Here is a 14,789-nt window from a genome sequence, read left to right as displayed (position 1 = left end):
GCGGAACTCTCTGGGTGAGCAACCGACGGAGTCCCGAAAGGCGCGGCTGAAGTGTGTGGAACTGGTGAAGCCCCAGCGCGTCGCGATGTCCGTGATCCGCATGCCGGCGAGGGACGGGTCGATGAGATCGCGCCGACAACACTGGATCCGCCGCTCCCGGACCCACTCCGCCACGCTCCGCCCCTCTGCCTCGAAAAGCTTGTACAGCAGGCGTACGGATATGAAGTGTGCTTCCGCGATGGACTCAGGGTTGAGCCGCGGGTCTCCGAGCCGGCCCTCGATGTACCGCTTGACCTGGATCATCAGCATGCTCCGCTTTGCCGAGACCGGCGGCACCTCGGGCCGCGTCCCTGCGAGGAACAGCGCCAACGCCAGATCGAGTGTGCTCTCGGCCAACCGGGAACTGTCGGCCACCAGTTCGCCGCGGGTCAGCGCATGCCCGAGCTCCAGCACGAATCTGCTGAGTAGTCGCCCCGCTCCCGCGCTGCCCCGCACGGGGCGGCCCACGTAGCAGCTGAGCCGATCCTGGTATGGGGAGAGCAGCCAGCGCGGGATGGTGACCAGGGTGTTCGTGAAGGGCTCGTCGCCCTCGCAGTCGATGCGGGTGGGCACCGACCAGTCGGAGAGCACGAGATCGCCCGGGGCCAGGTGGGCCTCAGGACCAGCCGTCTCGACCACACAGCGGCCCGCCTCATGGACGATCAGAAGGAAATCCCCCTGACTGGCAGGCCCCACCGTTTCCCTACCGCCGGAGATGGACGAGGGATCGCCGAGCGTGCGGCCGAGGGTGAGCGGCCCCAGAGAATAGCTGAAGATGCGGCCGCTGAAGGAGCGGCGCGTCCGGCGCTGAATCAGCAGCGGACCCAGTACCTGAGATGTGGCGGATTTCCAGTAGGAGAAGCGGTCTTCCGGCGGGACCCGCGCGGTATCCACCACTAAGCCGTCCGCCTGCTGGACAGTCAGCCCTTGTGGTGTTGTCACCGGCCGCCCCCGCAGTCACCGAGTACCATAGGGATTGTCGACCTCTTCCCATCGACATAAGATCGTCGGGACCGCTTGCCCACACCGGCACAAGCTGACACCTCAGACGGTCCGCAATCGATTGCATAAGCGCATTTCAACCCTATGGTCGGCACACATTCACCGTCAATGCCCGTGCACGGCAGGGGAACAGGACGGCTGCCGATCGGCACAAGCCCTTACATGCGATGGCAGTGCGGGTAATCGCCGCATATGGTCTGGCGGCGTCTCCCACCAGGCAGGGCCGGGCTTCTTCAGCGGCAAGCAGCCAGGCGAGTAGCGGCTCGGCGGGGCGCCGGTGGATGCGCGGACGATCAGCTCGACCGGATCACCGCGCGCTGGATCGCGCTGGTCCGGCCGGTCATCAGGTCGATCAGGATCCGCACGGCCTCGACGCCCATCTCCGTATGCGGGATGCGGGCGGACGTCAGCGGCGGGGTCAGCTCGTCCATGAACAGGATGTCGTTGACCCCGTGACCGAGGTCGTCCGGGCAGGGCAGGCGGCTCTCCCGCACGCGCGCCGCTCGCGCTCGCTGTCGTTGTCCGTGTTGACGACCAACAGCGGGTTCGTCAGATCGGGGACAAGGACGCCGGCGATGCCGGCGCGGCCGGTGCGCAAGGTCCGCGCGGACGGGCCGGTTCGTAACCCAACGCCTCCCCCGCGGCGAGTACCACCGCGAGCGTCTTCCGGTTCACCTGGTGCCGGGTCGCCTCGCTCAGGGAGCGCGAGACGGTGGCGGGATGCACGCTGGCAGGGGCCGCGATGTCACGTAGAGTCACCTGGGAGCTTGGCATACCGGGAGCACAGCGGCTGCCGCGAAAGGCCGATCGGGTTGACTTGGCGGTGGTGTGGTGCACATCAGGCCGCACACGATTGCAGAAATGGCCCGCTGGCCGTATCCGCCCTGGCGACAGCACCTCGACCTGCTCGGCCGGGCAGACTCCGCAGACCGGCAAGGTCGATCCCTACGCGGGCGCACCGCGAGGTCGCGAACCGCGGTGCCGCGGCTGCCATGGCCTTCTCATGGACAGGCGTGGGGACTTGGGCCCCTGCCGCCGCCGATCGTACGAGCGACCGACGTCGGGCACGTCGAGTGCGCTCAGGACATCTGATCGGCGAGAAACCCGACGACCGCGCCGACCGCGGTCGGTCCGGTGAAGACATCCGCGGCATGACCCACGCCGGCGAAGACCATCAGAACGGACGTCACCCCCGCGGCGCTCAGTGTGTCGTGCAGGAGCCTGCTCTGGTCGATTGGGATGACGGCGTCACGGTCCCCGTGCAGGAGCAGGTGCGGAGGAGCACCGGCGTGGACGACGTGTCGTGGGCTCGCCGCGCGCGCCGCGGCCGGGTCGTCGTCGACGTGCTCGATGCCGAGCAACTCCGCGCCGCGTGACCGCGGCAGGATCTGTCGTTCCAACTCGCTGGGCGCGCCCATCATCAGCAGATCGGTGGGCGCGAACATCGCGGCGACGGCGCGCACCTCGCTCGACACACCGGTGTAAGGTCCGACCTCGCCATCGAGTCCACGGTCGCCGGCGGTCAGGCCGGCCATGGACGCGAGGTGTCCGCCCGCCGAGGCGCCACCTGCCGCGATGCGATCAGGATCGAGCCCGTGCATCTCGGCGTTGGCCCGCACCCAGCGGATCGCCGCCTTGACGTCGTGCAGCTGCGCAGGCCATGGAGCGTCCCCGAGCAAGCGGTAGTTCACGGACGCGACGGCGTAGCCCAGGGCCACGATCGGCGTGAGGCTCGCCGAGTCGTCCGCCTTGTCGCCGATCTTCCAACCGCCACCGTGCATCCACACCAGGGAAGGCAGCAAGCCTGCCGGACCCTCCGGCTTGTAGAGGTCCAGGCACAGCGATGTGCTGCCGATCCGCGCGTACTCCACGTCCCGCAACACCAGGGGGGCACCCATGTCAGACCCGCACCCGGGTGCTGGCGGCGCGATTACCCGCGGACGCCCCCTGCAGCCGATCCCGCGACGCGTTCGCGAGCTCGCGGAGCCGGTCGAAGTCGACGCCCAGCAGACATCCGTCGCGCTTCACCACCCGGCCCCCCACCAGCACGGTGTCTACGTTGCTCACATCGCAGGCGCTGACGGTCGCTGCCACCGGGTCGTTTCCCGGCAACACGTTGAGTCGGTCGGCGCGGAGGAGGACGATGTCGGCGAGCTTGCCGGGTGCGAGCGTGCCGATCCGGTCATGCTGCCAGCAGGCCCGGGCGGCGTCCACGGTGGTCATCTCCAGGACGTCGCGGACGCCCAACGTCACCGTTCCGAGCGCCTCACCGCGAGCCAGCGCCTCGGCGTGGTCGTGTCCGCGCTGCAGCGCGAGCGCAGCCCGCATCGGAGCGAACAGGTCGCCACCGACGTTCGTGCAGACGTCGACCGAGATACCGGCCGGGATGCGGTGCTCGCGCAGCCTGCGGACGACCGGTGGCCCGTGGCCCATGTTCGCCTCCACCTCGGGGGACGTCGACACCCGGCCGCCCGTCTCCGCGATCCGGCGAAGCTCGTCGTCGGACAGCATGTTGCAGTGGACGAAGAGCACATCCTCGCCGAGCAGGGAGTTCTCGTCGAGCACGTGGATGGTCCCCCCGGCGCCCCGCAGACCTCCGCCGACGTGGACCGTGATCGGCATGCCCAATTCGCGCGCGAGGCGCCAGTCGTCGATCGTGGCGTCCAACAGGCTGAACTCGGGGCCGCGCAGGGCCATTGCGATCGAGACGCGATCACGGTGACCGGTGGGAACGCGGTCATGCAGGCGTTCCGCATCGCGCGTGTGGCGCGAGTCGTCCCGTACCCGTGCCTGGTCGTTGGATCCGCCGTAGGCGAGGAGGCCGCGGGTACCCGCCTCGACGTGGGCGGCGAGTGCGGCGTCGGCGTCGTCCGGAGTCGAGAGGTTGTGCGAGAAGTCGACGACCGTCGTTACCCCGGCATCCAGGGCCTCGAGCGCACCGAGAAGCGTGCCGATGTAGATGTCGTCGGGCGTGAACCTCGGCCCGAACACGTTCCGCAGAGTGGTGAAGTACTCCGGCAGCGTCCAGTCGCAGGCCAGGTGTCGCAGCGTCGACTGCCACAGGTGGCGGTGGGTGTCGATGAAGCCCGGGAGCACGATGCAGTCGTCCGCCGGGATCACGGCGGCGTCGGCATCGTCGATTCCCGCGGCGATCCGGGTGATCCGATCATCCTCGATCAACAGATCGGCTCGTCGAGGCGCAGCGCCGGTCATGGGGACGATCCATCCGTTCCGGATGAGAGTCCGCTGAGGCGTCCTTTGCTCGGCTGACGAGGTCACAGCGGCAGCTCCTCCTTCTGCAATCGTTTACGTCATATGCTCGATCACCTCGGCGACCCAGCCTGCGGCTCGGATCACCCCTGAGGGACGACCTCAGTACGATGACGACGCCGCCGGACCACAGCGCGGTCGCCGCGACAGCGGCAGGCCGTCCAACGCGATCAGCCCTTTCGTCGCCGACGTGCGTCGTCGCCGGGGATGTCGGACGCCTCCGCTGAAGTGACGAGACGGCCGGCCATCGGTGGGAAGACAGCTCCCGTACCTTGCGGACCACGTTCAGGGCGCCACGCGTATCTGCTCCCGACGCTCAGGAACTCGTCCGGAGTGGGCGCGCGGTGCTCGGTGTACGGGAAGGTCAACGACTGCGCCGGATCGGCCAGCTCTTCGAAGAAGTGCTCGAAGCCGGCCGGCAGCACGAAGACGAGGAACCTGCAGGTGGCCGACGTTATCCGCCAGTCGTGGACCGTCTGCTTCGGGACGTGCACGAAGGACCCGGGCTGGGCGTGGTAGACGGTGTCGCCGACGCCGAGGTCGATGGTTCCGTCGAGGATGTAGAAGGCTTCGGACTCGTTCTCGTGGACGTGGCCCGGAGCAGCCAGGTCGCGTGGGCCGAACGTTTCCATCAGCGAATAGCCGCCGTCGGTGTCCCTGGCTCTCGCCTTCATCGTCATCAAGCTGCCCCCGATCCAGATGGCGGGGCCCCCGCCGGGCTCAAGCGCATACCCGGGCGCGATGCCGTCCGGCGTACCACCTGCGTGCTGTGCGGCAACGGGTTGGTCGTCGGCGATCTCGGTCGGTGGCTGGGTGTCAAATGACTTGGCCATGGCTACTCCCCTGGGAGCGAAGAAGACGACGTGCAGTGGGCCACGTGGCGCTGCGGAGGTCTTGGGTCACCGCTCAGCGCGGCCGACGACAATGGCGATCGGCTGCGATCCGGGCCCTCTTTGTCGAGACATGACGCGCCTGTCGGTGCGGTGCGACGGCCGACCGCATCCATGGTGCGATGACACGGTTCTCCGAGGCCGTGCAGCGCCTCGCCCGTCCTTCCTTTTCGTGGGGTCCTTCGGTCGGGTCAATGCCAGGCTAAGCAGCCATGTGACCGCGGTCATGACCCGAGAACGCACGCCCCTGTCGCATTCGTGCAGCGTGCGCCGTGCACGTGCGGGGAGGGGGGCCGAGGGTTCGGGCATCGGCGGCAACACCACCTGCTTCCCAGCGCTGACAGGGGTCAGGCCGTGTCGTCGGCTGCGGCCCGGAAGGGGCTGACATTTCGGATGGAGGCGTCGACCAGTTGGACGGGGTGGACCAGCGGGATGCCACGGTCGATGTAGCGGCGGATCTGCAGCAGACAGCCCGCGTTGGCGGTGGCGACCACGTCCGGCTGCGCGTCGTGGAGGTTGGCTGCTTTACGCCGTCCGAGTTCCTCCGCCTTGTCCGGCTGGACCAGGTTGTAGACGCCGGCCGAGCCACAGCAGATCTCCGCCTCGGCGATGTCGGCGACCTCCATACCGGGGATGGCCCTCAGTACCTGGCGGGGCTGAACGCGGACGCGCTGGGCGTGGGAAAGGTGACAGGCGTCGTGATAGGCGACGCGCAGCGGCAGGGGATGACGTTCGGCCAGCGGCACCAGCTCGGCGAGGAGCTCGTTGATGTCGCGCACTCTCGCGGAGAAGGCGGCGGCCCGCTCACGGTAGTCCGGGTCGACGGCCAGCAGGTTGCCGTACTCCTTCAAGGTGGAGCCGCAGCCGGCGACATTGGCGACGATGACGTCGAGCTCGTAACGCTCGAACATCTCTATGGTCTCGCGGGCCCGTTCCAGTCCGTCGTCCTCCTGCCCGGCATGCACGCTCAAGGCACCACAACACTGGCGGTCCTGGGGTAGGTACACATCACAGCCTTCGGCTGCCAGGACCCGGACCGTCGCGGCGTTGACGTCGCCGAAGAAGACCCGTTGGGCACATCCGGCAAGCACCCCCACGCGCAGCCGGGCGGGAGCCTCGGAGGCGGAGGCGGAGGCGGTGTAGGAGGGTGTGCGGCGGAACAGGTCCCGCACGGTGACCGGGGGCAGCAGAGCCTCCAGGGCCCGCAGGCGCGCGGGCAGGCGCCGGATGACGCCGAGCCGGTGCAGCAGGGCGCGAATGCCGAGCCTCTGGTAAGCGATTCCCGCCAGGGCGGCCAGGCGCAATCGGTCGGGGTAGGGGAACAGCCTGAAGACCAGGGTGCGGAAGAGACGGTCGAGGGCACTGCGGGGTACGTTGCGTTCGATCTGTGGCCGAACAGCCTCGATCAGCTTGTCGTACCGAACCCCAGAGGGGCAGGCGGTGGTGCAGGCCAGGCAGCCAAGGCAGGAGTCGATGCGGGAGCTGAAGGCGTCATCGAGGGGGATCTCGCCCTTGGCCGCCAGGTCCATCAGGTAGATACGGCCGCGGGGAGATTCCATTTCCTCGCCGGTGACGACATAGGTCGGGCAGGTGGGCAGGCAGAAGCCGCAGTGGACGCAGTCGTCCAGCAGGTTCTTCGCCGGGGGGTGGTGGTTGTCGAAGGAACCCGCTCCCGGCTGCGGTTGGTTGATGGCCTCGCTCATGGGCTTCTCCAGTGAGGTTCTGGTCGTGGCGGGCGTCGGCGCGGCCTGGCATCGGGCCATGCGGCACGGGGCGTCACAGCCAGGGGGCGAGGCGGTCGGCGCCGAAGCGCCCCTCGGGGTCGAACTGCCGCTTGATGGCGCGCATGACGGAGACGGTCGGCGGCGGGGCGCCCCACATGTCCGTGTCGGCGGGCAGCCCGTCGCGTCGGCGCACGGTCACCATGGCGCCGCGCGCTGCCGTGTCGGCGCGCAGTGCGGTGAGGAAGCGGCCGCGGGAGGCGGGTGCTCCGGCGCGGATGCGGAGTATGTGGACTCCGACGCCGACGCTGCTGGCCGTCTCCAGGTGCAGGCCCCAGACGTCGGCCAGCGCGGTGGCCGCGCCGAGAAGCTGGGCGCCGTCTCCGGGCAGGCCGCCGACGCGCAGGACGGTGTCGCCGGGCCGGCCCAGCGCCATCTCGTGCACGGGCTGCCAGGCGGGGGACTGCTCGTCGTCCCGGAGCACCTCGCCCGATGCCCCGGTGAGTCGGGTAACGGCGGCCAGGCGGCCCTGGACGCCTTCTTCGCCCCCTTCGAAGCGCACCATCAGGTGGTCGTGGCACCAGTCCAGTGCCGCCGGTTCCAGAGCGGCGGCGATGATGCGGCTGCCGAGGGTGACGGCCGTGGCCGCAGCGCAGGGCAGGCGGAGGGTGGCGCTGGTGTGCGGCAAGGGGTGAAGGCGCAGGACGACCTCGGCCACGACACCAAGAGTGCCCAGGGAGCCCATGAAGAGCTTGGCGAGGTCGTAACCGGCGACGTTCTTGATGACATGTCCGCCGCTGCGTGCCACAGTGCCGTCGGACAGGACGACCGTGGCGCCGATGACCAGATCCCGCAGGGTGCCGTAAGCCTGCTGGGCAGGGCCCGCGTCCGCGGTGGCGATCAACCCTCCGACGGTTGCACCGGCGTTCACGCGGGCGGCGTCGAAGGCTACCCGCTGCCCGAATGCGGCCAGTTCGTTCTGCAGACGCGACATCGGGGTGCCCGACCTTACGGCTACGGTCATGTCGGTTGGGCTGTGGCGAAGGACGCCCTGCAGGGAGCGCGTGTCCAGGATGAGAACTGCGGAGGTCGGCGCAGTGCCCCATCGGATGGCAGTGCCGGCTCCGGCGACGCGGACCTTCGGGTGACTGGTGGAGGTGTCGGCGAGAACGGTCTGCAGTTCCGTCAGCCCGGTGGGGCTCGCATACAACGGAGTACGGGGTGTGGCCGCCGTCATCGTCACATCCGATCGATCGGACCGGCTGCCTCCACCGGGTGGGGGCGATAGGGGCCAGGACGCTCGCCGCACAGGCGCGGGGTGGGCAGCACCTTGCCCGGGTTGCACAGGTCATGGGGGTCCAGAGCGGTGCGCAACCGCCGCATGACCGCCAGGCTGTCGGGGGCGAACTGGCGAGGCATGGAGCAGGCCTTGTCGGCGCCGATACCGTGCTCGCCCGACAGCGAGCCCCCCAGCTCCACACAGAGTTCGGCGATGGAGGTCGACAGGTGCTCGGCGCGGTCGTGCTCGCCGGCCTCCTCGCTGTACAGGACCAGGGGGTGCAGATTGCCGTCGCCGGCGTGGAAGACGTTGGCCACCCTCAGTCCCGCTTCGGCGGCGAGCCCGGCGATCCTGGTGAGGGCTTCGGCGAGGCGGGTGCGGGGGACGACGCCGTCCTGGACCAGGTAATCGGGACTGATGCGGCCGACTGCGGCAAAGGCCGCCCTGCGGCCCTTCCATATCCTGGCGCGCTCGTCCGCGTCGTCGGCGATCCGCAGGTGGGTGCAGCCACGCGTCTGGCACAGGTGCTGGATCGCGGCGAAGTGGGCGGCGACCTCCTCCTGCGGACCGTCGAGTTCCACGATCAGTGCGGCGCTCGCGGTGCGGTTGTAGCCGGCCGAGACGGCGGATTCGACGGCCTCGATGGACAACGCGTCCATCATCTCGATCGCGGCCGGGACGATGCCCGCAGCGATGATGTCGGTGACGGTGTCGCCGGCTGCCTGAACGGAGTCGAAGTCGGCGACCAGGGTGCGCCAGGAGGCGGGGGCGGGCAGCAGACGTACTTCGATCTGGACGGCTATGCCCAGGGTTCCTTCGGAGCCGATGAACGCACCGAGCACGTCGTAGCCGGCCTGATGGGGCGCGTGAGATCCGAGCCGGGTGCGGGTGCCGTCGGGCAGAACGGCGTCGACGGCGTGGATGTGGTGCACGGTGAAGCCGTACTTGAGGCAGTGCGCGCCGCCGGAGTTCTCCGCTACGTTACCGCCGATCGTGCACACCTGGCCGCTGGAGGGGTCCGGCGCGAAGTACAGCCCGTAGGCGGCGGCGGCGCGGCTGATGTCCGCGTTGGTGACGCCGGGCTCCACCACCGCGCGCCGGTTCTCGGGGTCGATGCTCACGATGCGGCGCAGTCGCTGCAGAGAGATGACAATGCCCTCGGCGACGGGGAGGGCCCCTCCTGACAGGCCGGTACCGGCACCGCGGGCCACGAACGGAATGCGCTTCCGGGCGCAGATGGACACGCAGGCCGCCACTTCGTCCGCAACTCCGGGCAACAGCACGAGTGCCGGCGTCACGCGGTAGCCGGTCAGGCCGTCGCATTCGTAGGAGCGCAGCGCGACCGGGTCGGTCACCACCGCCTCGGTGCCGAGCACCTCTTCGAACTCGCTGATCGCGAGCGTGGTCAACACTCGTACTCCCTTCTCTCCTTCGCCAACTCGCATGCACGCGGCCTGTCAGCCGCCGGGCGGGACGGATGAGGATGTCCTCGTGGCGGCGCTCGTTGGTCGGCGGTCGGGTCACATCGCCGCTCCCGTCGACGGCCTCAACCCGAGCTGAGCCAGCAACTCGAGCTGGTCGAAGTACACGTGCTGCTCGACGATCTTCCCGTCACGCGCACGGAGCATCTCGATCACCCGCAGGGAGACGGCCCGGTTCGTCGGCTCGACGCCTCCCCCCGGGCCGGCCAGGGTTCCCCGATGGGTGCCTGTGAAGGTGAAGCGCTGTACACACCAGTCGCCCTCCACGACCAGGTCGTGGACCGCGTTCCGGCCATCGGGGAACGCGGCGAGGAATGCCACCGCGAATTCGGCGGCGGCACCCCCGACGACCCGAACCCCTCCGGGCGCCTCCAGCACAACATCGTCCGCGTAGAGCGCACGATGTGCTGTGTGGTCCCTGGCATTGAATGAGCGCACCGACTCCGTCGCGATGCTTCGAGCGTCAGTCACCGAGGACTTCCTCCTTCTTCATCCTTGGTCGCTTGCCGGCGGACGTAGCCCGGTCGCGCAACGGGTTCGGCGCGGGGCCGGTCGTCGGACACCGGATCAGTGGACGAGGTCCTGGTTATTTCGGAACGGAGCGTGCCGCGCTTCGCGCGGGCGGCGGTGACACCTGAAGCGACGCCGGTCACACGAGCCCCCGGAACGCGCGCTGGCGCCACGCCTCAGTGGGCTCGAGGTCGTTGAAGGTGAAGACGTGGAAGCCCGCGATGGTGTTGTCGGGCTTTCCCAGGCGGGGTGCCAAGGCGCGGATGATCTTGTCGGGCCGGTAGCCGCCGGGTACGAAGAAGCGCCAGAGCAGGCTCTGCTGCTTCGCCAGGAACTTCGCCGATTCGCCGATGCCCAGCCCACTGGAGATGCGCAGCAGTTTCTGCCGGTGGACAGCGCCGGGTACGCCGACGTACACAGGGAGACCGATGCCGCGGTTGCTCAGCTCTCGGGCCCAGTCGAGGATGGCCTTCGGGTCGAAGACGATCTGGGTTGTGATGTGAGTGGCCAGCGGCGCCTTGTCCTTCAACGCCTGGAAAAGCACCTCGTCTGATGCCTCCGGGTGTCCTTCGGGGTGACCACCGATACCGATGTCGGTGAAGCCGTGGTCGATCTCGTGCAGGGCCCGCAGCAACTCCAGCGCGTCGGCGAACGCCGTCGGTGTGCCGGTGCGGTCGCCTCCGACGACGAAGGCGCCCGTGATGCCGGCCCCGCGGCACCGGGCCACTATCTCGGTCAGGTGGGCGCGATCGCGGACCTGCCGGGCCGATAGATGAGGCGAGACCGAGTAGCCGTGGCCGGCCAGCGCGACAGCGAGCTCGACGGTCGCGTCCTGCCCCTTGGCGCTGGAGGCGGTCACGGTCAGCGGCACGGTGGTGGGCACGTGCGCGCGTACCGCTTCCTCCGTCTTCTTGAACGGGATCACCTCGTAGCCGAGGTGGCCAAGGGCGCGCTGCAGATCCGCGCGTACGTCCGCGTCTCGGGAGATGGGCAGACGGTTCACGATGATCGGTTCTCCTCGTCGTCAGCGGGCAGGGCAGCGGTCTGGGGCTGGGGGAGTGAGCGCCCTGCAGCGACGGGGCCGTCGGCGGAGGCTCGGAAGGCCCCCCTTACCACTGATCTCCAGAATCGGAGCTACTGGGCGGGCGTCCAGGCGCGGGTTGCGTCCCGCACCATGCCGCAGCCATGCGGGAGAGAGGGTCCGGATCCCGGCGCCACTTGGCGGGACACCCTCCCGGGGCGCGATTGCGCGGGGGTTCCTCGACGAGTGGTGCGAGCTCAGTGAGGGGGCTTGGTCGGCCCCTCGGGCTACCCGGAGCAGGATTACGGTGAGAAGGCCGGAGCGCGATCCGGCCGGGGGCGGCGACGCCTCGCCACGAACACTCCGGTCTCCGAGTGGACGGGAGGGGTGAGTCGACCGGCTCCTGTGAACGTTGACGGCGTGTCGCGGACGATGGGCCGAGAGCCTGCCGCGAACGCGTTTCAGACGACCGGAGACGTGGTGCGTACGGTGGCCCGAACAGTCGTCCGGGTGTGCTCGGGTACGCGCGGGTTGAACACGCCTCCCTCGGCATCGCCCCAGACGATCTCCACCTCGGTGCCATCCGTAGCCTGGGCCGTGGACACCGAGGCGAGCGACACCCACTTCCCGATGTTCACCGTGTAGCCGTGGAACTGGGTGACGCCCACCAGGTGGTCGCCGATGCGTACCTCATCACGACTGAACATGGCCGGCGACTCCAGTGGCTTTGGAGCGCTGGGGCGGTCGAGCTCGCCATCGACGAGGATCCTTTCGGTGTCCGACTGGTTCCACATGAGCCAGACCTTCTGCCGGGGCGGCGCCGCGGCCATCCGCTCGAGAGCCTCACGGCCGATGAAGTCGTGGTCGAACCGGACCATGCGGCCGTAACCGAGGTCCCAGGGGGTGGTGTAGTAGCCCTCGACAGTATCCGGCTGGAAGCTCCCATTCCGCATCGCCAGGCCCGTTGACTCCAAGGCAGTGTCGGGCAGCCAGCGACGATAGCCGTCCAAGGAGGGAGAAGTGTAGACGGCCGGCAGCGCTCCGCCCAGCCACCCCGACTCCGCCTGCGTCGAGGAGTACGCGAGCGATCCCCCCTGGAGGAGTCCGAAGTCCTTCCCCGCATCGAGGACGGCGTCCACGAATACCGTCCTCTCGGACGCGGGGCCGAACAGCTCGAGCCCTGTGGATTCCTGGCCTGGCACGCCACCCATGGTGTGGTTCAGCGCCCGTACCGTGTGGCCGGCGAGCTGTATCTCGCCGGTGTGGAAGAACCGGATGTGATCCAGCCTGCGACCGCTGGCCTTCTCGAGGATCTTCCAGGCGTTCGGCCCCTCGAGCTGGTATCGGTAGAAACGCTTCTCGGCATCTGGACGGCCCCAGCTCGCCGGCTCACGGTGGAGTGTCACATCGTAGTCGCCGGTCTCAGCGTGGTACTCGAGCCAGTTCAACGAGTGGTCCACCCCGGTGACGACTACCTCGTTGTCGTCGAGCGGCACCATGATCGCGTCACCGACGAAGTATCCCTCCTCGTTGACGGCGAGGTACTGCTTCGCCAACCCGACGCGGAAGTTGTTGTAGCTGTTCACCGACGTGTCCTGGAGCAGGCGCATCGTGTCCGACCCTGAGATGAACAGATCGGGCATGTGGAATGACTGGTTGAAGAGAACCGCCGTTGTCGCCCAGGCGCGCTGCTCATCACGCCAGTTGCTGTGGACGATCGGATAGAAGGGAAAGTTGTCGTCCCGTCCGAACGGAGGGCCGCTCCTGAGCATCTCAAGCGGAGAGTCATACTTTTCGATCAGATCATGGAGGGACATGCCCGTCCTTTCTCTTCGGTGAGCCCTGCGGCCGGGCAGCATTAACCTAAGTCGCGATGCGACCATGGTCATGACGCGCACATGCACGCCCGTATCGGATTCGTGAAGCATCCGGCGCGGCATGAGGGCGTGCCGTCTGCGCTTGTGGGTGAAGAAAACGGCTGGGCCACAGATCGCGTGCGTGCACGCAGGCTGTGCAAGCCGGCTCCTGGGAACGAGTCGCAGCGCCCCACGCGATGCGCGGCTGGGCCGGTGGAACGGCCCGTGCGGATGCGGTCCTGCAGACCACCGAACGCCCGTCGCCCTCGGAACGGACACGGAGACTGATCCGGCACCAGGCTAGGAGACGAAGGCGTTCGAGTGCTGCGGCACCGCGTTGTTGGCGGTGTTCCGGTACACCGCCGGTGTGACGCCGACTGCGTCGCGGAAGAGTTGCCCGAAGTGCGAGGCGGTCGTGAAACCGTTGCGTGTGGCGATCGCCCCGATCGGCAACCGGTCCAGCCTCGGGTCGAGGAGGTCACGGCAGGCGTGTTCGATCCGGCGTTGCCTGATCCATGTCGCGGCCCGTTCCCCGTTCTCCGCGAACAGGCCGTGCACATAACGTATGGAGACGTGATGCGCGCGCGCGATCGCGGCGACATCGAGATCCGGGTCCCTGAGATTGAGCCTGATGTAGTCCTTGAGCGCTTGCAGACGGCTCAGACGATCGGCTGCTCCTTTCCTCGCGCCTGATCCGAATCCGACCGAGACCATGACTTCAGCAAGTTCGGCCACCGACATCAGCGCTCTCGTGGCCTCGGGCTTCGAAAGCGTGCTGATGCTCCGGCTCAGGCTTTCGATGACCGCGTGAAAGGGCTCCACCAGACCAGACCCGCGCTCGAGACGCAGCGACGCACCATCACCGATCGTCTGTGCTGGGAGTGACAGAAGCGACTGAGGGACGAGAAGACTGATCCAATGGAAACGCGAAGTGGAGAGGTTCATGTCCGCATCCAGCATGGTGGTCACCGCAACGTCACCTGGATGGAACGACACCACGTCTCCGTGCGCACCGGTCTCCTTCACCTCACCGGCGACCAACGCCGAGAGCCAGTAGTGGCCAGACACGGCGGAACCCTGCACATGGCTCGATAGCCGGGTGAGTGTGCAGGTCGTGCCTCGGATGTCGGCCAAGCGCACTCGGCCCAGGTTCCAGTAGCGGAAACTGCCCCGGAAGTCACCACCCTCCGCGGTAATCCGCTGCGCGCCCATACAACGAGGGACCCGAGCAATCCAGTCGTCCGGATCGTCCGTCTGGACGACGATCCCGTTCGCTTCTGTCGGGGGCCCGACCAGTGTGGGCGCCACCTCAGCGGCTTGGACCGTCGTTTGGGCTGGTTGGCTCATCAGGAGGCCCTCCAGGTCTCGTCGGTGAAGGAGCGGACGAGGGTCCCTGCGTCCGAAGCGAGACGCAGAGCGAAGTCGGATCCAGGTTGCAGGTTTCTCAGCAGGTGAGACAGCAGTCGGCCGTGGCCGATGGTTGGCGCCCAGAGAGCTGCCCGAGGAACGGATCTTCCCCAGGCGGAACACTTCGGCGGGGCCGTCGGCTCTGTCCGGCTCGTCGGGGGTTCACCAGAACGTGGTCTGTGGCCGGCGAGTTGCGCATGACCCGACGGTACGTCCGGCCGATCGGTCGGGCGGTGGCTCGAGCAGCATCGTGCAGGGGTCGGCAAATGCGGTGCAGGGATGGGTAAGAAGCTTGAGTGACCTGGGTCGCGAT

At 68.3% G+C, this 14,789-nt stretch carries 13 protein-coding genes; all 13 read right to left on the bottom strand.

What is annotated here, in order from left to right; translation table 11 throughout:
- Positions 1-981 (bottom strand): helix-turn-helix domain-containing protein (locus tag ABZ646_RS23140; protein ID WP_360521957.1); only part of this gene is annotated, 981 nt, incomplete at its 3' end.
- A gap of 353 nt (positions 982-1,334) precedes the next feature.
- On the bottom strand, positions 1,335-1,535 hold the full coding sequence (locus ABZ646_RS23135) for a substrate-binding domain-containing protein (RefSeq protein WP_360521954.1): 201 nt from the start codon (positions 1,533-1,535) through the stop codon (positions 1,335-1,337).
- 55 nt (positions 1,536-1,590) lie between these two features.
- Positions 1,591-1,815, bottom strand: a complete 225-nt coding sequence (locus ABZ646_RS23130; RefSeq protein WP_360521951.1) for a LacI family DNA-binding transcriptional regulator — start codon at positions 1,813-1,815, stop codon at positions 1,591-1,593.
- Between the two features lie 305 nt (positions 1,816-2,120).
- On the bottom strand, positions 2,121-2,939 hold the full coding sequence (locus ABZ646_RS23125) for an alpha/beta hydrolase (protein ID WP_360521948.1): 819 nt from the start codon (positions 2,937-2,939) through the stop codon (positions 2,121-2,123).
- 1 nt (position 2,940) lies between these two features.
- Positions 2,941-4,320 (bottom strand): amidohydrolase family protein, encoded by a 1,380-nt coding sequence (locus ABZ646_RS23120; protein ID WP_360521945.1) that lies wholly within the window; start codon positions 4,318-4,320, stop codon positions 2,941-2,943.
- Between the two features lie 161 nt (positions 4,321-4,481).
- A complete protein-coding gene (locus tag ABZ646_RS23115) occupies positions 4,482-5,144 on the bottom strand; it encodes a quercetin 2,3-dioxygenase (RefSeq protein ID WP_360521942.1) in 663 nt (220 codons plus the stop codon).
- Between the two features lie 404 nt (positions 5,145-5,548).
- Entirely contained in the window at positions 5,549-6,904 is a 1,356-nt protein-coding gene (locus ABZ646_RS23110) for a heterodisulfide reductase-related iron-sulfur binding cluster (RefSeq protein ID WP_360521939.1), read from the bottom strand.
- Positions 6,905-6,977: 73 nt separating this feature from the next.
- Positions 6,978-8,159 (bottom strand): FAD-binding protein, encoded by a 1,182-nt coding sequence (locus ABZ646_RS23105; protein WP_360521936.1) that lies wholly within the window; start codon positions 8,157-8,159, stop codon positions 6,978-6,980.
- 2 nt (positions 8,160-8,161) lie between these two features.
- Positions 8,162-9,610, bottom strand: coding sequence for an FAD-linked oxidase C-terminal domain-containing protein (locus tag ABZ646_RS23100; protein ID WP_360521933.1), 1,449 nt, complete (start codon positions 9,608-9,610; stop codon positions 8,162-8,164).
- 111 nt (positions 9,611-9,721) lie between these two features.
- A complete protein-coding gene (locus ABZ646_RS23095; RefSeq protein ID WP_360521930.1) occupies positions 9,722-10,153 on the bottom strand; it encodes an ester cyclase in 432 nt (143 codons plus the stop codon).
- 178 nt (positions 10,154-10,331) lie between these two features.
- Complete coding sequence (locus ABZ646_RS23090) at positions 10,332-11,195, bottom strand: methylenetetrahydrofolate reductase (RefSeq protein WP_360521927.1); 864 nt, start codon at positions 11,193-11,195, stop codon at positions 10,332-10,334.
- Between the two features lie 479 nt (positions 11,196-11,674).
- Entirely contained in the window at positions 11,675-13,030 is a 1,356-nt protein-coding gene (locus ABZ646_RS23085; protein ID WP_360521924.1) for an aminomethyl transferase family protein, read from the bottom strand.
- Positions 13,031-13,369: 339 nt separating this feature from the next.
- Complete coding sequence (locus tag ABZ646_RS23080; RefSeq protein WP_360521921.1) at positions 13,370-14,416, bottom strand: AraC family transcriptional regulator; 1,047 nt, start codon at positions 14,414-14,416, stop codon at positions 13,370-13,372.
- Between the last annotated feature and the right edge of the window lie 373 nt (positions 14,417-14,789).

Origin of the sequence: Streptomyces sp. NPDC007162 (genome assembly GCF_040634175.1) — a bacterium.
Classification (GTDB): domain Bacteria; phylum Actinomycetota; class Actinomycetes; order Streptomycetales; family Streptomycetaceae; genus Streptomyces.
Note: the sequence above shows the minus strand (reverse complement) of the source record. Positions and strands in the feature narration are given on the sequence as shown.

Bases quoted from the DNA above. Each gene is read 5' to 3' on its own strand.
- ABZ646_RS23085 (WP_360521924.1), bottom strand. From the start codon at position 13,030: ATGTCCCTCCATGATCTGATCGAAAAGTATGACTCTCCGCTTGAGATG.
- ABZ646_RS23130 (WP_360521951.1), bottom strand. From the start codon at position 1,815: ATGCCAAGCTCCCAGGTGACTCTACGTGACATCGCGGCCCCTGCCAGC.
- ABZ646_RS23115 (WP_360521942.1), bottom strand. From the start codon at position 5,144: ATGGCCAAGTCATTTGACACCCAGCCACCGACCGAGATCGCCGACGAC.
- ABZ646_RS23105 (WP_360521936.1), bottom strand. From the start codon at position 8,159: ATGACGGCGGCCACACCCCGTACTCCGTTGTATGCGAGCCCCACCGGG.
- ABZ646_RS23080 (WP_360521921.1), bottom strand. From the start codon at position 14,416: ATGAGCCAACCAGCCCAAACGACGGTCCAAGCCGCTGAGGTGGCGCCC.
- ABZ646_RS23125 (WP_360521948.1), bottom strand. From the start codon at position 2,939: ATGGGTGCCCCCCTGGTGTTGCGGGACGTGGAGTACGCGCGGATCGGC.
- ABZ646_RS23110 (WP_360521939.1), bottom strand. From the start codon at position 6,904: ATGAGCGAGGCCATCAACCAACCGCAGCCGGGAGCGGGTTCCTTCGAC.